General features: G+C 61.7%; 16 protein-coding genes and 1 tRNA gene. 13 read left to right on the top strand and 4 right to left on the bottom strand.

Annotated elements, in window-relative coordinates; translation table 11 throughout:
* Window positions 1–20 precede the first annotated feature (20 nt).
* Window positions 21–482: a hypothetical protein gene (locus C9E81_RS02140; RefSeq protein ID WP_122110661.1), complete on the top strand. Its 462-nt coding sequence runs from the start codon at window positions 21–23 to the stop codon at window positions 480–482.
* A 221-nt stretch (window positions 483–703) separates the two neighbouring features.
* On the opposite strand, the gene C9E81_RS02135 is transcribed toward C9E81_RS02140, so the two are convergent.
* Window positions 704–1942, bottom strand: a complete 1239-nt coding sequence (locus C9E81_RS02135) for a calcium-binding protein (protein WP_122110660.1) — start codon at window positions 1940–1942, stop codon at window positions 704–706.
* A 661-nt stretch (window positions 1943–2603) separates the two neighbouring features.
* On the opposite strand from C9E81_RS02135, the gene C9E81_RS02130 reads away from it, so the two are divergent.
* Window positions 2604–2891 (top strand): hypothetical protein, encoded by a 288-nt coding sequence (locus C9E81_RS02130; RefSeq protein ID WP_122110659.1) that lies wholly within the window; start codon window positions 2604–2606, stop codon window positions 2889–2891.
* A 96-nt stretch (window positions 2892–2987) separates the two neighbouring features.
* On the opposite strand, the gene C9E81_RS02125 is transcribed toward C9E81_RS02130, so the two are convergent.
* Together C9E81_RS02125 and C9E81_RS02120 are read right to left on the bottom strand one after the other, a co-directional pair.
* Window positions 2988–3064, bottom strand: a tRNA-Arg gene (locus C9E81_RS02125).
* 175 nt (window positions 3065–3239) lie between these two features.
* Window positions 3240–4166: a LysR family transcriptional regulator gene (locus tag C9E81_RS02120; RefSeq protein ID WP_243698459.1), complete on the bottom strand. Its 927-nt coding sequence runs from the start codon at window positions 4164–4166 to the stop codon at window positions 3240–3242.
* Window positions 4167–4331: 165 nt separating this feature from the next.
* Between C9E81_RS02120 and chvE the strand changes: the two genes are divergently transcribed.
* The 11 genes from chvE to C9E81_RS02065 all read left to right on the top strand — a co-directional run bounded on the left by chvE (window position 4332) and on the right by C9E81_RS02065 (window position 16811).
* Entirely contained in the window at window positions 4332–5387 is a 1056-nt protein-coding gene (chvE, locus tag C9E81_RS02115; protein ID WP_122110657.1) for a multiple monosaccharide ABC transporter substrate-binding protein, read from the top strand.
* Window positions 5388–5536: 149 nt separating this feature from the next.
* Complete coding sequence (gene mmsA, locus C9E81_RS02110; RefSeq protein ID WP_122110656.1) at window positions 5537–7057, top strand: multiple monosaccharide ABC transporter ATP-binding protein; 1521 nt, start codon at window positions 5537–5539, stop codon at window positions 7055–7057.
* Between the two features lie 6 nt (window positions 7058–7063).
* Complete coding sequence (mmsB, locus tag C9E81_RS02105; protein ID WP_122110655.1) at window positions 7064–8251, top strand: multiple monosaccharide ABC transporter permease; 1188 nt, start codon at window positions 7064–7066, stop codon at window positions 8249–8251.
* Window positions 8252–8254: 3 nt separating this feature from the next.
* Window positions 8255–9244 (top strand): AraD1 family protein, encoded by a 990-nt coding sequence (gene araD1, locus C9E81_RS02100; protein WP_122110654.1) that lies wholly within the window; start codon window positions 8255–8257, stop codon window positions 9242–9244.
* Between the two features lie 8 nt (window positions 9245–9252).
* Complete coding sequence (gene araD / locus C9E81_RS02095) at window positions 9253–10995, top strand: L-arabinonate dehydratase (RefSeq protein WP_122110653.1); 1743 nt, start codon at window positions 9253–9255, stop codon at window positions 10993–10995.
* Window positions 10995–11921: a Gfo/Idh/MocA family protein gene (locus C9E81_RS02090; RefSeq protein ID WP_122110652.1), complete on the top strand. Its 927-nt coding sequence runs from the start codon at window positions 10995–10997 to the stop codon at window positions 11919–11921. Before araD ends, C9E81_RS02090 begins: the two co-directional genes overlap by 1 nt.
* On the top strand, window positions 11918–13429 hold the full coding sequence (locus C9E81_RS02085; RefSeq protein ID WP_122110651.1) for an aldehyde dehydrogenase (NADP(+)): 1512 nt from the start codon (window positions 11918–11920) through the stop codon (window positions 13427–13429). Before C9E81_RS02090 ends, C9E81_RS02085 begins: the two co-directional genes overlap by 4 nt.
* A 34-nt stretch (window positions 13430–13463) precedes the next feature.
* The gene (locus C9E81_RS02080; RefSeq protein ID WP_122110650.1) at window positions 13464–14312 is read left to right on the top strand and encodes an SMP-30/gluconolactonase/LRE family protein; all 849 of its coding nucleotides are present in this window, start codon (window positions 13464–13466) and stop codon (window positions 14310–14312) included.
* Window positions 14309–15289: an aldose epimerase family protein gene (locus C9E81_RS02075; RefSeq protein ID WP_122110649.1), complete on the top strand. Its 981-nt coding sequence runs from the start codon at window positions 14309–14311 to the stop codon at window positions 15287–15289. The genes C9E81_RS02080 and C9E81_RS02075 overlap by 4 nt, the downstream gene beginning before the upstream one ends.
* Window positions 15289–16191, top strand: coding sequence for a 2-dehydro-3-deoxygalactonokinase (locus C9E81_RS02070; protein ID WP_122110648.1), 903 nt, complete (start codon window positions 15289–15291; stop codon window positions 16189–16191). The genes C9E81_RS02075 and C9E81_RS02070 overlap by 1 nt, the downstream gene beginning before the upstream one ends.
* Entirely contained in the window at window positions 16188–16811 is a 624-nt protein-coding gene (locus C9E81_RS02065; protein WP_122110647.1) for a 2-dehydro-3-deoxy-6-phosphogalactonate aldolase, read from the top strand. The genes C9E81_RS02070 and C9E81_RS02065 overlap by 4 nt, the downstream gene beginning before the upstream one ends.
* A gap of 207 nt (window positions 16812–17018) precedes the next feature.
* Here C9E81_RS02065 and C9E81_RS02060 read toward each other — a convergent pair whose 3' ends face one another.
* Window positions 17019–17555 (bottom strand): gluconokinase, encoded by a 537-nt coding sequence (locus C9E81_RS02060; RefSeq protein WP_208021067.1) that lies wholly within the window; start codon window positions 17553–17555, stop codon window positions 17019–17021.
* Between the last annotated feature and the right edge of the window lie 28 nt (window positions 17556–17583).

The following is a 17583-nucleotide window of genomic DNA, read 5'->3' as shown; positions in this document are numbered from 1 at the left end:
TCGGAGCTGGATTTCGGCTGATGGTCGACATGCTCGATCACGGACTCAGCCAGTTGAGCTGGATCCCGCCCCTGCCGCCATCACATCATGAGCATCATCGACGGCATCCAGAATATCCTGCAGCCGATCATTGTGGACTATGCCACCTGCTGATCTTCGGCGCCCTGGCGTGGTTCTTCCGCCGTCTGCCCGAGCATTGGCGGATCGACATCGAGGCCAATCACAGCGAGGCGCTGCACCGGGCTTTGCATAGCGGCGCTGAACTGCTGATCGACACGTTGCAGAAACACCCGGCTGTTGCCATCCCCGATCGTGCAATCGGCGAGATCGTGGATTATGTGCGCATGTCGGTTCCCGCCGCGATCCGCAGGCCGGGACCATTGCAGGAGCGGATGGCGCGGGCAAAGCTGCGGGAGCGGCTGGATGCGATCACCGGGCGGGACCGCTTGTCGAAGACTCTGGAGCGCGCGGGGGCAATGTGAAGTTCCGCCGCGTGCTCCCGTATTGGTGAAAACGCTTGAGGCGTTTTCGCATTTTTGCTGGCTGGCGATTGCGCAATATGGGAAACTTCTACTTGCGATAGTTGTAATCGCCTCCACCTAATGTTCGTCACCCGACAGAAGATTTCCATTTTTTGTCAGGTGACGAACACCAGCTTGAATTACGATTGCCGTCCCATGTGAGCCCATTTTGTCAACACGATCTAAAATATAAAATCGGTACTGGACAACGAGCTAACCTGGTTCAACTGTATCTCAAAATCATACACGGCATCTCCATCTGCATCGGCTCGAATCAGCGCCCGACCATTCCAGTAGCCAACCCAAACGCTGTTTGGAGCATCATTCAGACTCCAGCTAAACGACTGGTTGCCGTCTTTCGTCGTGTCAGCGTCTAGCGCGCTAAGGACAATTTTGTCCTGACCGACCTCGAAGTCTCGGATAACATCTCTTGAAATTCCCGGCGTGCTATCTGCCGGTTTTTCGAATACAAAGAAGTCTATACCTGCCCCACCAAGGATTACGTCAGTGTCTTTCCCGCCGTAGATGGTATCATCCCCATCGTTGCCAAAGAGAGTATCTGAACCAGCGCCACCGTATATACGATCGTTTTCCGCTCCACCTTGCACATAGTCATTCTCGGTTCCAGCGGCTATATTGTCATTCCCAGGGGAGCCGTAAATGGTATCATCGCCGCCTCGCCCGTAGATGGTATCGTTTCCTTCTCCGCCATAAATTGCATCATTGTCATAGCCTTTGCTGACGATATCTTCGGTATCGCCATCTATCCAGTCGTCACCCGACCCTGCGGAAATTGTGTCGTCACCTCCACCGCTAGTAATGCGATCATCTCCTTCATCTCCGTAAATCAGATTTTCCCCGCGACCGCCGTGCAACCGGTCATTTCCAGAGCCGCCGCCGATCGTATCAGTTCCATCTCCAGCGAGAACAACATCATTCCCTGCGCCCCCTCTTAATAGCTTGGACGATGACTCTAAATTGGAAAAAAACTCTATGCGGTCATCTCCATCGCCTCCATTCACCTCCACATATCCCGTTCCTCGAACCGAAATGACGTCATCGTTTTCGGTTCCGTAAATGGTCAAGCTCCCGGATATGCTCTCGTAATCGATGTGCATCTCTCCGCCAAAGGAATTCCTTAGGCTGCGAAGGTCAATAACATTTAACGGCACCCCGTCTCCGCTGAAGTAATCATAGTATACAATCTCTTGTCTGCCGTACTCACCTTCTCCAACTAACCACGAAAAGGTTGTCTCACTAACAGGGTCATAGGCAAATCCAGAGGCCATTTCTAAAGAGTATCGGCTACTCAGATAATAATTATGATATCTCAGATCTCCAAAAGCATAAGCCTCAGACGGCGCAGTATTGCCATTTGTATCGGTTGCGAAGTATACCCCATCCTTTTGCCAAAGCCCCATTGCACAACCTCCTAATTTTGAACGTTAACGATGCCACTCATTGCAAGGTTTAAACGGGTCACAAGCTATGGGCTATGTCAACCGTAATTTTCCAACGGGATCGGTGATTTTTTCCTGCATCACGATATTTCTTATATAAATCGGCTTTGTTACGAAAACCGGACTCACGATATAGTTTCCCTTTTCTCGGACAGGCTTGTCCTGCGGCCTGTGCGAAGGTCTGACGAGAGCGGAGTAGCAATTCATGATAGCGCAGCGGATTTGAATCTCCGCGGCCTGCCGGCCGAATTCGTGCGCCTATCCATGAGATTGGGTTGCGCGGCGCGTATCACCTGTGCGCCAACGAGTATTTTCGCAGCCAATGGAAAAAACACCTCACCGTATAGGCGCGCCATGCCTGCAAGGCCGCCATCATCGCATTGTCCAAGAAACAAACAACTGCATCATGCCGCTGCCGACAAGGTGCCGCTGGTCATGCGCTGCGATAGCTGTCGACGGATTGTGCACTATTGGCGGAAGATCTGATCCTGGTTCCGGGCGAAGAGTATCGGATACATGATATTCCGCCTTTTCCGTGTGGCAAGTGCGGGACCGCCTAGTCTCAAAGACCGCTACCAGACGGCCCTGAAACTGGTCGACAACCCCGTTTGAGGGGAATGAAATGTCTGACGAAGCGAAAAGCGAGATGGTCCTCGAGGTCGCCCCAAACGGCGCGGAGCCAACCCAGTGGATGGTCTTCTGGGCGGACGGCAAACCTGTGTCGTCCGCCGATGACCTGATCTTCGAGAGCCGCGACGACGCGAGCGCCAACGATCGAGCGGTAGCGACCAAGGGCCCGGTGCGGATCATCGTGCACGAAGGGCAGGGGCATGCCGAGGAGGAGTGGGCCGAAGAAGAATGGAAGCCCTTCTATCAGCGCGATGAGTCGGAGGCTACTCGGCAAGGCTGAAACGGGGCAGGGAAAGAACAGAACAGTGTGTCACCGCCCGTTTTAGGGTGTATCGCCTCGATTAAAATGAGTGTAATCAGTTGGTTGGGGAAGTAATGGCGATCCCGGAAGGACTTGAACCCTCAACCTGCCGATTAGAAGTCGGCTGCTCTATCCAGTTGAGCTACGGGACCGCAGTTCCTGCTTCATGCGTGATCGTGCCGGTTTGCGCAAGCATGTCGTCGGGACCGGCAGGATCACACCATCATGATTGACCTGATTGCCAAGCGACCATGACGAAATCAATCCCATACCGGTGTAAAACCTTCGATGCCCGTCGATGAGCGCACCATGTCTGCGGGACGGATGTCATCCCGTATTCGTGTCGCTGCGGGCAAGTTCGATCACCAGCTCCCGCAGTCGCAAGGCCAGCGGTGACAGGGGGCGGCGGCGCAGGCTGAGCAGGTAATAGGGCGAGACGCGGATTTCATGCGGCATGGGCAATGTCGTGAAACCGGCGCTGACCGGCGGGCGCATCAGCAACTGTGCAACCTCGTCGGACATCGGCGACACAGCATCGCTTTGCGCCAGATAGGCAATCGTCAGCAACAATGATGGGCTGCTGACGATATTACGAGGCTCGGGCAATCCGACGCTGGCAAAGGCTGCAAGCGTTGCCTCGCGGATTGGCGCGCCGCGCTGCTGCATGATCCATTCGTAATCGGTCAGTTCCGTCAGAGTGACTGACGCCGCGCGCGAAAGAGGATGGCTTGCGCGAGCGAGAAAGCTGACATTTTCATCGCGCATCGGCAGGATATTGAGGTCCCGGCTGTCGAATTCCGGCAGGATGCGGGCCAGCACGAAATCCATCTCCCCCGCTGCCAGATGTGTCAGCAGGTCACGGGAAGGCAGGACATCCACGGTGATATCCGCCTCGGGCGCCCTCGCCTTGATCTTGCGGATCGCGGAAACCAGATAGCCCACGGCGGGCCCGGTCACCGCGCCCACCCTGACGGTGCCAGCCATGCCACCCTGCATTTCCTGCACATCTATCGCCATGCTGAACATCTCCCGCAGAATTACGCGGGCACGGCGCAGCACCGTCTGGCCGATCTCGGTCGGCTCCATCCCTGTGGGCTGGCGCAGGAACAGCCGCGCCCCCACCTGCCGCTCGATCCCGGCCAGCATGCGCGAGGCGGCGGGTTGCGTCATTGCGCAGGTCTCGGCTGCCATCTGGAGTTGCCCATGCTGGGCGATCTCGTGAAGCAGCCTGAGCTGGATGGGTTTGAGCATCATTCGAAAGAGGGGCCTGGACATATCACTTTTGCTATACAAATGGCCGAAGATGTCATTTTACCATCATGTCTTCGACTTGGTAAGCCTGCTGGAGTGTTGCCTGAAGCGAACGGGCGATCGTTCAGGGCGGGGCGAGAGGGTCCTGCCACTCAGAGGGAGGTTGATATGAAATTCACCACTGCCGCCATCGCGCTTGCGATCGGCGTTTCCGGGCTTGCCTTTGGTGCCATGGCCGAAACCGTGGGCATCTCGATGCCGACGAAATCCTCGGCCCGCTGGATCGACGACGGCAACAACATGGTCAAGCAATTCCAGGAAGCCGGTTACGACACCGACCTGCAATATGCCGAGGACGATATCCCGAACCAGCTTGCCCAGGTCGAGAACATGATCACCAAGGGCGTCAATGTCCTGGTGATCGCGGCCATCGACGGCACCACGCTGTCGAACGCGCTGGCGAATGCCAAGGCCGCCGATATCAAGGTCATCGCCTATGACCGCCTGATCCGTGACACGCCCGATGTCGACTATTATGCCACCTTCGATAACTTCAAGGTGGGTGTGCAGCAGGCGAACACGCTGGTCCAGGGCCTGGAAGAGCGCTTCCCCGACGAGAAACCATGGAATGTCGAACTGTTCGGCGGCAGCCCTGACGACAACAACGCCTATTTCTTCTATGATGGAGCGATGTCGGTTCTGCAACCTCTGATCGATGCGGGCGATATCGTGATCCCGTCGGGACAGATGGGCATGGATACGGTCGGCACGCTGCGTTGGGATCCGGCAACCGCGCAGTCGCGGATGGATAACCTGCTTTCGGCCAATTACACCGACAAGACGCTGCATGGCGTGCTGTCGCCCTATGACGGCTTGTCCATCGGTATCCTGTCCTCGCTGAAGGGCGTGGGTTACGGCTCGGGCGATCTGGCCATGCCGATCGTTTCGGGGCAGGACGCCGAAGTGCAGTCGGTCAAGTCGATCGTCGCAGGCGAACAATATGCGACGATCTTCAAGGACACGCGCGAACTGGCCAAAGTCACTGTCAGCATGGTCGACGCGATGCTGAAGGGCGAGGAGCCCGAGATCAACGATACCGAAACCTATGACAATGGCGTCAAGGTCGTGCCGTCCTATCTGCTCGAGCCGGTGCCGGTGGATGCCTCGAACTGGGAAGAAGTGCTGATCGGATCGGGCTATTACAGCGAAGATCAGCTGAAGTAACCGGCATTTGCGTTCCGCGATAGCCGGGGGGCTGTCTGTCCCCCGGCGCCAGCTGGTTCTCGAACCAGCGGCGCACCACCCGACGACCCCCAAAGGTATTTTCGCAAGGAAAAAGGGGGCGTTCGCAGCCGTTACAGTGGGGGAACCGCATGACTGCGCTTTTGGAGATGCGCAATATCACCAAGACATTTCCGGGCGTGAAGGCCCTGGACAATGTCAGTCTGTCTGTGCGCGAGGGCGAGATCCATGCCATTTGCGGCGAGAACGGTGCCGGCAAATCCACCTTGATGAAGGTGCTGTCGGGCGTCTATCCCGCCGGCAGCTATGACGGCGAGATCGTCTATGACGGCCAGACCGCCGAGTTCGACGGCATCCGCGACAGCGAGGACCACGGCATCATCATCATCCACCAGGAACTTGCGCTGGTGCCGCTCCTGTCGATTGCCGAGAACATCTTTCTGGGCAACGAACGCGCCAGTAACGGCGTCGTCAACTGGCGCGAGACTTTCCGCCAGACCGAGGGGCTGCTGGCCAAGGTCGGACTGCGCGAGGCTCCGGGAACCAAGGTGGACAGCCTCGGCGTCGGCAAGCAGCAACTGGTCGAGATCGCCAAGGCACTCTCCAAGGATGTCCGCCTGCTGATCCTTGACGAACCCACTGCAGCCCTGTCCGAGGCAGACAGCCAGGCACTGTTGGACCTGTTGCTGGAGCTGAAGGGGCAGGGGGTTACGTCGATCATCATCAGTCACAAACTGAACGAGGTTCGCCGGGTCGCCGACAGCGTCACGGTAATCCGCGACGGCGCGACCATCTCGACCATCGACGCGCGCGGCGGCGACCTGACCGAGGATCGCATCGTGCGCGACATGGTTGGGCGCGACATGGCGCACCGCTACCCGGATCGCGAGCGGCGGGCGGGTGAGGTGGTGTTCGAGGTCAAGGATTGGAATGTCTGGCATCCCGAACATGCCGACCGGCAGGTGATCCGCGATTTGTCGATGAATGTCCGCGCCGGAGAGGTCGTGGGCATCGCCGGACTGATGGGCTCGGGGCGCACCGAGCTTGCGATGAGCATTTTCGGGCGCAGCTACGGCCGCAATATCTCGGGCCAGGCGGTGATGCGCGGCCAGCCGGTCGATTTGTCGGCGGTGGACAAGGCGATCGCGGCGGGGCTTGCCTATGTGACCGAGGACCGCAAGACGCTTGGCCTGATCCTGGAAGAGACGATCCGCCGCAACACCATCCTTGCGAATCTTGATGGCGTCGCCAACCGTGGCGTGGTCGATGAAAGCCGCGAGACCGAGGTGGCCGAGAAATACCGCAAGGTGATGAATATCCGCACGCCGAGCGTGTTCCAGAAGGTAATGAACCTGTCGGGCGGCAACCAGCAGAAGGTGGTGCTGGCCAAATGGCTGTTCACCGAGCCCGAGGTGCTGATCCTGGACGAGCCGACGCGGGGCATCGATGTCGGCGCGAAATATGAAATCTACAGTATCATCAACGATCTCAGCGCGGCCGGAAAGGCCGTCATCATGATCTCGTCCGAGATGCCCGAACTGCTGGGCATGTGCGACCGGATCTATGTCATGAACGAGGGCAGTTTCGTGGGCGAATTGCAGGCAGAGGACGCCTCGCAGGAAAGCATCATGTCACTGATCGTCAGGGAGTAGGACAGCATGGAACAGACCGAACGCGCGCCGGGTATCGGGATCGGCGCTTATATCGCCAGGCATATCCGCGAATACGGGCTGTTATTCGCGCTGATCGCGATCATGGCGTTTTTCCAGATCGTGACCGGAGGCACGCTTCTGCGGCCGGTGAACATCACCAACCTGTTCCTGCAGAACAGTTATATCATCATCATGGCGCTTGGCATGCTGCTGGTGATCGTCGGCGGCAATATCGACCTCTCTGTCGGCTCGGTCATGGGCTTCATCGGCGCGCTGGCCGCGGTCATGATCGTGTCATGGAAACTGCCCGTCGGTGTCGCGATGGTTACCTGCCTGATCGTCGGCATGCTGATCGGGGCGGTCCAGGGCTATTTCGTCGCCTATTGGAAAATTCCGTCCTTCATCGTGACGCTGGCCGGGATGCTGGTGTTCCGGGGCCTGTCGCTCTGGCTTCTGGCCGGGCAGTCCATTGGCCCGTTCCCGCGCAGTTTCCAGTCGCTCTCAACCGGTTTCATTCCCGATCTCTTCGGTGCGGACAAGCCGAACGTCGTGGCTCTCGCCGTTGGCGTGGCGGCGGTTCTGGTGCTGGTCTGGCTGGCCCTGCGCAACCGCGCGCGCAACATGCGCTATGGTATCGAGGACGAGCCCTGGGGCCTGTTCGTTCTGCGCAATGCCATCGTCTCCATCGCGCTTTTGTTCGTGACATGGAAGCTGGCATGGTTCCGTGGCCTGCCCAATGTCCTGCTGTCCATGGTGATCCTGACGGTGATCTATGTCTTCATCACCGAACGCACCACGCTCGGGCGCCGCATCTATGCCGTGGGCGGCAATGCCAAGGCCGCCAAGCTGTCCGGCATCCGGACCGAGCGGCTGACTTTCCTGACCTTCGTGAATATGGGGCTTCTGGCGGCGCTGGCCGGGCTGGTCTTTGCGGCGCGGCTGAACACGGCCACCCCAAAGGCGGGCTTCGCGGTCGAACTGGACGTGATCGCCGCCGTCTTCATCGGCGGGGCGTCGATGGCGGGCGGTTCCGGCAAGATCGTCGGCGCTGTTGTCGGCGCCTTCATCATGGGGGTGATGAACAACGGCATGTCGATCCTTGGGATCGGCATCGACTACCAGCAGGTCATCAAGGGCCTGGTGCTGCTCGCCGCCGTGTTTTTCGACGTCTACAACAAGAACAAGGAAGGCTGATCCATGCTTCTGTCGCAAATCCGACTGCCTGATGGCAACCGTGCCGTCGCCATGCGTGACGGAGAGGAGGCCCGGCTGGTTCTGGGCGCAACCAGCACGCTCGATTTGGCGCTGGCTGCCATCGCCGCCGGCCGCAAGCTGGGCGAAGAGATCGCCAGGCGCGGCTTGGGCGAAACGATCGATCTGGCGGCGGCGCTGGCCGAGGGGCGGATGCTCCTGCCGCTCGATCACCCCGATCCGGCGCATCTGCACCTGACCGGCACGGGATTGACGCATCTGGGTTCCGCGTCGACGCGGGATTCGATGCACCAGAAAGCCGATCCGGAAGACCTGACCGACAGCATGAAAATGTTCCGGATGGGGCTGGAAGGCGGCAAACCCCGGGCGGGCGAGGCCGGTGTGCAGCCCGAATGGTTCTACAAGGGCAATGGTCATGCCGCCGTCGCGCCGGGAGCGGCGCTGATCTCGCCACCCTTCGCGCTGGATGCCGGGGAGGAGCCCGAGATCGCGGGACTTTACGTGATCGGCCCGGATGGGCGGCCCTTCCGTCTTGGCTTCGCGCTTGCCAACGAGTTCTCGGACCATGTGACCGAGCGCGGCAATTACCTTTGGCTCGCCCATTCCAAGCTGCGCCCCGCAAGCTATGGCCCCGAGATGCTACTGGGCGATCTGCCGCAGCATGTCGAGGGCGCCAGCCGGGTTATCCGCGACGGCAAGGCCGTTTGGGAAAAGCCGTTCCTGTCCGGTGAAGGGAACATGTCCCACAGCCTTGCCAACCTGGAGCATCACCATTTCAAATACGATCTGTTCCGCCAGCCCGGTGACGTGCATGTGCATTTCTTCGGCACCGCGACCCTGTCATTCGCCGACGGGGTAACCGTCCAGCCGGGTGACGAATTCGAGATTGCCTGCGATGCCTTCGGGCACGCGCTGCGCAATCCTCTGGAACAGCAGGCGGCCGGGGCGGAACCCGTCGCCGTCCAAGCACTCTGAGGCCCTGAATGTCCTTCACTCCCGCACCCTGGCCCCGCAAGCTGCGTTCGCAGGAATGGTATGGCGGCAATTCGCGCGATACGATCTATCATCGCGGCTGGTTGAAAAATCAGGGCTATCCGCATGACCTGTTCGACGGGCGCCCGATCATCGGCATCCTGAACACATGGTCGGACCTGACCCCCTGCAACGGTCATCTGCGGGAACTGGCCGAAAAGGTGAAGGCGGGTGTGTGGGAGGCCGGAGGGTTTCCCGTCGAGGTGCCGGTATTCTCGGCCTCGGAAAACACCTTCCGCCCCTCGGCGATGATGTTCCGCAATCTTGCCGCGCTGGCTATCGAGGAAACCATTCGTGGTCAGCCGATGGATGGGGCGGTGCTGCTGGTCGGCTGCGACAAGACCACGCCCTCGCTGATGATGGCGGCGGCATCGACGGATATCCCCTCCATCGTCGTCACCGGCGGGCCGATGCTGAACGGTTATTTCCGGGGTGAGCGGGTCGGTTCGGGCACCCATCTGTGGAAATTCTCCGAGGCCGTGAAGGCGGGTGAGATGACGCAGGAAGAGTTTCTGGAGGCCGAGCAATCCATGTCGCGGTCGTCCGGCACCTGCAACACGATGGGCACGGCATCGACGATGGCCAGCATGGCGGAGGCTCTGGGCATGGCGCTTTCGGGCAACGCGGCGATCCCGGCCGTGGACTCGCGCCGCCGCGTCATGGCGCAGCTCTCGGGGCGGCGGATCGTGCAGATGGTCAAGGACGATCTGAAACCCTCGGATATCCTGACCAAGCAGGCGTTCGAGAATGCGATCCGCACCAATGGCGCGATTGGTGGCTCGACCAATGCGGTGGTCCATCTTCTGGCGCTTGCGGGCCGGGTGGGCGTCGATGTGACGCTGGATGACTGGGACCGCTGCGGGCGCGATGTGCCAACCATCGTCAACCTGATGCCCTCGGGTGAATATCTCATGGAAGAATTCTTCTATGCGGGTGGCCTGCCCGTCGTCATCAAGCGCTTGGGCGAGGCGGGCTTGCTGAACCGGGATGCGCTGACAGTTTCGGGTGCGACGATATGGGACGAGGTCAAGGACGTCGTTAACCACAACGAGGATGTCATCCGGCCCACCGAAAAGGCGCTGACGCAACAAGGCGGTATCGCCGTTCTGCGCGGCAATCTTGCCCCGAACGGCGCGGTGCTGAAACCTTCTGCTGCCAGCCCGCATCTGCTGGCCCATCGGGGCCGTGCAGTCGTGTTCGAGGATATCGACGACTACAAGGCGCGGATCAACGATGACGCGCTGGATATCGACGAAACTTGCGTGATGGTGCTGAAGAACTGCGGTCCCAAGGGCTATCCGGGCATGGCCGAGGTCGGCAATATGGGATTGCCGCCCAAGGTGCTGAAAAAGGGCATTACCGACATGGTGCGGATCTCGGATGCGCGCATGTCGGGCACGGCCTATGGCACCGTCATTCTGCACACTTCCCCCGAGGCCGCTGCGGGCGGTCCCCTGGCCGTGGTGCGGGACGGCGACATGATCGCACTGGATGTGCCGAACCGCCGCCTGCATCTTGAAATCAGCGACGAGGATCTTGCCGCCCGGCTGGCCGAATGGCAGCCAAGGCATGAGCAGGCCGAAAGCGGCTATGCGTGGTTGCATCAGCAGCATGTCGGCGGCGCGGATACCGGTGCCGATCTGGACTTCCTGAAAGGCTGCCGGGGCAATCCGGTCGGAAAGGACAGCCACTGATGAAGCTTGCACTTGTCGGCATCGGAAAGATCGCCCTCGATCAGCATGTTCCCGCGATTGCGGCCAGCCCGGAATGGGAACTGGCCGCCACGGTTTCGCGCAGCGGGACGGTCGAGGGAGTCGAGGCCTTCACCCGGATCGAGGACATGCTGGAAGCGCGTCCCGATATCGAACTCGTCAGCCTCTGCCTGCCGCCGGTGCCGCGCTTTGCCGCGGCGCAGGCGGCGCTGCGGGCGGGGCGGCACCTGATGCTGGAAAAGCCTCCCGGCGCGACCTTGTCCGAGGTGCATGCGCTGGCCGATCTGGCACAGGCGCAAGGCGTCAGCCTGTTCGCGACATGGCATTCGCGCATGGCCCATGCGGTCGCCGGGGCCAAGGCTTGGCTGGCGGGCAAGACGATCCGCGAAGGCCGCATCACCTGGCGCGAGGATGTGCGCAAATGGCATCCCGGACAGGACTGGATTTTCGAGGCCGGTGGCATGGGCGTATTCGATCCCGGCATCAACGCGCTGTCGATCCTGACCGAGATCCTGCCCGATCCGGTGCATTTGACAGGCGCCGAGCTGGATTTCCCGGCCAATCGCCAGGCACCCATCGCCGCCCGGCTGGCGTTCACGCAAAACATCTTTGCCGATTTCGATTTCCGGCAGGAAGGCCCGCAGACCTGGGACATGGAATTTTCCACCGATGCCGGGAAACTGGCGCTGCGCATGGGCGGTAATGTGATCGAGATCGACGGCCAGCCCGCCGGGGGCGAGGACAGCATCATGGGCGAGTATCCCGCGCTTTATGCCCGGATGGCGGAACTGGTCCGGGACGGGGTATCGGATGTCGATCTGTCGCCGATGGTGCAGGTCTCGGACGCCTTCACACTGGGCCGCCGCAACATTGTCGAAGATTTTGAATTCCAGAAGGAAACGCAATGACTTTCACACCGCATGGCAAACATCTGGTCGCAGGCGAATGGGTCGGGGCGGATCGCAGCTTTCCCTCGGCTCCCGCGCATGGTCCGGCGCATGAATTCAGTGCCGGAACCGTCGATCTGGTGAACCGCGCCGTAGAGGCCGCCGAAGACGCCTTCTGGACTTATGGCTACACGCCCCGAGAAGAGCGCGCCGCTTTCCTTGACGCCATTGCCGACGAGATCGAGGCGCGAGCCGATGCGATCACCGAGATCGGCACGCAGGAAACCGGCCTCCCCGAGGCGCGGTTGCAGGGCGAGCGCGGACGCACCACTGGCCAGCTTCGCCTGTTCGCGGAACATATCCGCAAGGGCGATTATCTTGACCGCCGCCATGATACGGCGCTGCCCGAGCGCCAGCCCCTGCCGCGCCCAGATCTGCGGATGATCCAGCGGCCCATCGGTCCGGTCGTGGTGTTTGGTGCCTCGAATTTCCCGCTCGCCTTCTCGACCGCCGGAGGGGATACTGCCTCGGCGCTGGCCGCCGGTTGCCCGGTGGTGATCAAGGGCCATCCCGCCCATCCCGGCACCGGAGAGATCGTGGCCGAGGCGATCCATGCCGCCATCGCCAGAACCGGCATGCCCAAGGGCGTGTTTTCCTTCATTCATGGTGACAGCCACGAGGTCGGAGCGGCACTGGTCCAGCACCCGCTGATCAAGGCGGTGGGCTTCACCGGCAGCCTGCGCGGCGGCCGGGCGTTGTTCGACCTCTGCGCCGCGCGCCCCGAACCTATCCCGTTTTTCGGGGAACTGGGCAGCATCAATCCCTGCTTTGTCCTGCCGCAGGCCCTGACGGCTCGCGGCAAGGCGATTGCCGAGGGCTGGACGGGTAGCCTGACCATGGGGGCGGGGCAGTTCTGCACCAATCCGGGCCTGCTGGTCCTGCCAGAGGGCGATGCGGCGGATGCCTTTGCCGAGGCTGCCCGTGCCGCGCTGGCCGACCCGGCGGAGCAGGTGATGCTTACCGATGGTATCGCCGAGGCTTACCGTCAGGGGGCCGGGCGCGTGGCCGCACTGGCCTCGGCGGTGATCGAGACCGAAAGTCCGGGCCGCAATGCCTTGCCGAATATCTTCAAGACCAGTGCCGATGATTTCCTGCGCGATCATGCGCTTGGCGAGGAAGTCTTCGGTCCGCTCGGCCTGATCGTCACCGCCCGCGACGCGGACCAGATGTTGGAGCTGGCGCGCGGGCTGGAGGGGCAACTGACCGCGACCCTGCAAATGGACGAGGGGGACACGCTGCTTGCTCGCCGCCTGATGCCGGTTCTGGAGCGCAAGGCGGGACGGGTTTTGGCCAATGGCTGGCCTACCGGGGTCGAGGTCTGCGATGCTATGGTGCATGGCGGTCCCTATCCCGCATCGACGAATTTCGGAGCCACCAGCGTCGGCACCCTGGCGATCCGCCGCTTCCTGCGGCCGGTTTGTTTCCAGAACCTGCCCGAGGCGCTTTTGCCCGACGATTTGCGGGGCTGAGGACTTCACGATCCAGTTTGACCGGAGGCGTTTCATGACCGCGACCATCTTTGACGACCGTATCTGCCAGTTGGGGGAAGGCCCGTTATGGCACCCGGAACGCGGGCAGTTCTTCTGGTTCGACATTCTTGGACGCAGGCTCTTGTCGCGCGATGCCGGACAGCCACTGGAGTGGAAATTCGATCGCATGGCCTCGGCGGCGGGTTGGGTGGATCGTGACCGCCTGATGATCGGCACCGAGACGGGGCTCGCCCTGTTGGATCTGCGGGATGGCGCGCTGGAGCCTGTCGCCGGGATCGAGGCGGACGACCCGGCGACCCGTTCGAATGACGGGCGGGCGGACAGGCAAGGCGGTTTCTGGATCGGAACCATGGGCAAGGGTGGCGAGGCCGGGCGCGGCGCGATCTATCGCTATTACAAGGGAGAGGTCCGGCAGTTGGTGGAGGGGATATCCATCCCCAATGCCATCTGCTTTTCACGCGATGGCGGACTGGCTTACTATGCCGATACGCCGGAGGGGAAAATCTGGGCGCAACCGCTGGACCGGGACGGCTGGCCGCAGGGGGAGCCGGAATTGTTTCTTGACCTGCGGCCCGAAAGGCTGAGACCGGACGGGGCGGTGATCGACAGCGAAGGCGTGCTATGCGTGGCCTGCTGGGGCGCCGGCGCGGTGATCCGTTTCGCGCCTGACGGGCGGCAACTGGACCGGATCGAGGTCGGCGGACGGCATAGCAGTTGCCCTGCCTTCGGCGGCTCTGATCTGCGCGACCTGTTGGTGACGACCGCGCTGCAGGGGATCGAGTCGCCCGACGCGGCGCAGGGCCTGACCTATCTGGCCCGCACCGGGGTGGCGGGTCTGCCGGAATCGCGGGTAATCCTGTGAGCCAGGCACTGTTCGGAAAACTGCCGGACGGACGCGAGGTGCATAGCCTTTCGCTGCAATCCGGCCGGCTGAGCGCGAAGATTCTCACGCTCGGTGCCATCCTGCAGGATCTGCGGATGGAGGATGTGGATCATCCTCTGGTTCTGGGCACGCCCGCTGTGACGGACTATCTGGGTCCGGCGCGCTATTTCGGGGCCATTGTCGGGCGTTTCGCGAACCGGATCGGAGAGGGGAGCTTTACGCTCGACGGAAAGACATATCGCACTGACCCGAATTTCCGGGACCGTCACACTCTGCATGGAGGGAGCGAGGGGATCGATACACAGATATGGCAGGTCCAGTCGCTCGCGCCGGACCGCGCAACCCTGACGCTGGACCTGCCGGATGGCCATATGGGCTTTCCGGGCACGATCTGGATTACCGCAGGGATCCACCTTGCCGGGGATGAGCTGAGTTTCACCCTTTCCGCCCGGACGGATGCGCCGACGATATGCAGTCTCGCGCATCATGGTTTCTTTGATCTGGACGGGCGGGGCGACATCCGCAACCACTCGCTGATGATCGATGCCGGGCATTACCTGCCGGTCGATGACGACCTGATCCCGACCGGGGAAATCAGGCCGGTAGACGGCAGCGATTTCGATTTCCGCAGCCCCCGCCGGATCGGTTCGGCGGGCTACGACCACAATTTCTGTCTCTCGGACGGTCAGCGCCCCCTGTGTCCGGTCGCCCGGCTGACCGGTGAAAGCGGTTTGTCGATGCAGGTGGAAACCACCGCCTGCGGGCTGCAGTTCTATGACGGAGCCTATATGCGGGATGTGCCGGGACTGGATGGCCGGATCTATGGCCCTCATGCCGGTCTGGCGCTGGAAACGCAGCACTGGCCCGATGCCCCGAACCGGCCCGGATTTCCGGATGCCGTTCTGCGCCCCGGTCAGGTCTACTCGGAAACCACGATCTACAGGTTCATCGCGTGATGCCGGAACTGATCGCCATTGACTGGGGAACCTCTTCCTTCCGCGCATGGCTGCTGGGGGTGGGCGGCGCGGTGCTGGACGAGATCCCCTCGGGTCCCGGCATCCTTTCCGTGCCCGGAGGAGATTTCGACGCCGCGTTCGAGGCGGCTATCGGCCAATGGCAGTCGAGGCATCCGGAATTGCCGGTGATTGCCTCAGGCATGATCACCAGCCGCAATGGCTGGGTCGAGACGCCTTACCTGCCGCTGCCGCTCGATGCACAGAGTCTGGCGGACGCCTTGACCGTGCATGTCACCGGGCAGGGAAGGCGCGTGCATTTCGTTACCGGTGCGGTGCGTAATCCCGGCCACGGGCTGCCCGATGTGATGCGGGGCGAAGAGACTGAGATCATCGGGCATCTCGCGGCCAGCGGTGCGGATGAGGGGCTTTTCGTCCTGCCCGGCACCCATAGCAAATGGGCCAGGGTCGAGGGCGGGCGGCTGACGGGTTTTGATACCTGCATGACGGGCGAGGTCTTTGCCATCCTGCGCGATCACTCGATCCTCGGCCGCCTGATCAATGACGGTCCATCTTCGCCGGATGCTTTCCTGCGCGGGCTGCAGGCCGGTCGCGACAAGGGAGCATTGCTGACCCGGGTTTTCTCGGCACGCTCGCTGGCGCTGATGGATCGGCTGGACGGGGGCGAGATTGCCGATTACCTTTCCGGCCTGCTGATCGGAGATGAGGTCGCGGCGGCGCTGGCCTCTGCACGGGGGTCGGTCACGGTCATCGGACGGGGCGATCTGGCCGAGCGCTACCGGGTCGCACTGTCGCATGCCGGGGCAAAGGCGGCTCTGGCGGCACCCGGAATGGCGCGTGCCGGGCTATGGAAAATCGCGAAACTGGCGGGAGTGATCACATGATGGACTGGAATACTGGCTTCAGGACCTGCCCGCTGGTGGCGATCCTTCGCGGCGTGAAGCCCGATGAAGTCGAGGGCATCGCGGAAGAGTTGATCGGGGCGGGCTTCGCGCTGATCGAAGTGCCGCTGAACTCGCCGCAGCCCTATGACAGCATTGGCCGGCTTACCCGGCGATTCGCGGACCGGGCGGTGATCGGCGCCGGCACGGTGCTGACCGCCGAGCAGGTGGCAAAGGTCGAAGACGCCGGCGGCCGCCTGATCATCGCGCCGAATTTCGACATCCGCGTGGCCCGGGCGGCTTCTGATCGCGGACTGATCTATGGTCCCGGTATCGGCACCGTCAGCGAGGCTTTCGCGGCGCTGGATGCAGGGGCGGCTTTCCTCAAGCTGTTCCCGGCCGAGATGATCCCGCCCGTTGCCGTCAAGGCAATGCGGGCTGTCCTGCCGGGCGAAACGCAGCTCTTGCCGGTGGGGGGCATTCAGCCGGACAACATGGCCGGATATCGTGCAGCCGGGGCGGATGGCTTCGGACTCGGCTCGGCACTATATAAGGCCGGGATGACGGCGGCGGAGGTTGCAAATCGTGCTGCCGACTTCATGGCGGCACTGCGAACCGGGTGAAACGGAGAACAGAGGCGGGTTCCTGGAAGTAGGATAGAGCTCTGTTTTCACGAAAATCACCCTGGGCTCTGCTCTCCTTCTCCAGATTCTGCGCCGCTTCTTCGTTGCATAAATACCTTCAGAGGTGTCGGTTGATCGAGCCGCTGTTTTAAGGGGGCTGTCGGCAACGCGGCGGAACGCCCCGGCCTTCGCGGAGCGCAAACCCTCTCAGCATCCGATCAGATCCATCGCCCGCGCGACATTCGCATCCAGCTCTTCCGACATCTCCAGCATGATAGCCCGTTCCTCGGGTGTCGGGAGTTCCAGCGCCTCGATCTGCGAATCCAGCAGCTCGGCGGGCATGAAATGCTCGCGCGCCACCATGCGTTGCCGGATCAGGTTGCGCGGGGCGGTCAGACAGATCAGGCGCATCTCGCCGATCCCCTCTCGCAGCAGGTCGCGGTAACTGCGCTTGAGGGCCGAGCAGGTGAACACCGTGTTCCGTGTCACCCGAGATTGCCTGACGGCCTCGGCAAGGGCAGAGAGCCACGGCATGCGCATCTCGTCGGTCAATGGGCGGCCCGCGCTCATCGCGGCGCGGTTTTCCGGCGTGTGATAGTCGTCGCCCTCGATGAATCTCGCGTCCAGTGCCCTGGAGAACGCTTGGGCGAAAGTGGTTTTCCCGACGCCGCTCGGACCCATCACCAGAACACATAGCCGGGGTGGATGTGCGGGACTCGTCATCGTGATCCTGTCCTGGCTCATGATTGCCCGCCGCCCGACAGGCGGCGGG

Origin of the sequence: Paracoccus alkanivorans (assembly GCF_003697785.1) — a bacterium.
Classification (GTDB): domain Bacteria; phylum Pseudomonadota; class Alphaproteobacteria; order Rhodobacterales; family Rhodobacteraceae; genus Paracoccus; species Paracoccus alkanivorans.
The sequence above is the reverse complement of the archived record's forward strand: the minus strand, read 5'-3'. Positions and strand labels throughout refer to the sequence as shown.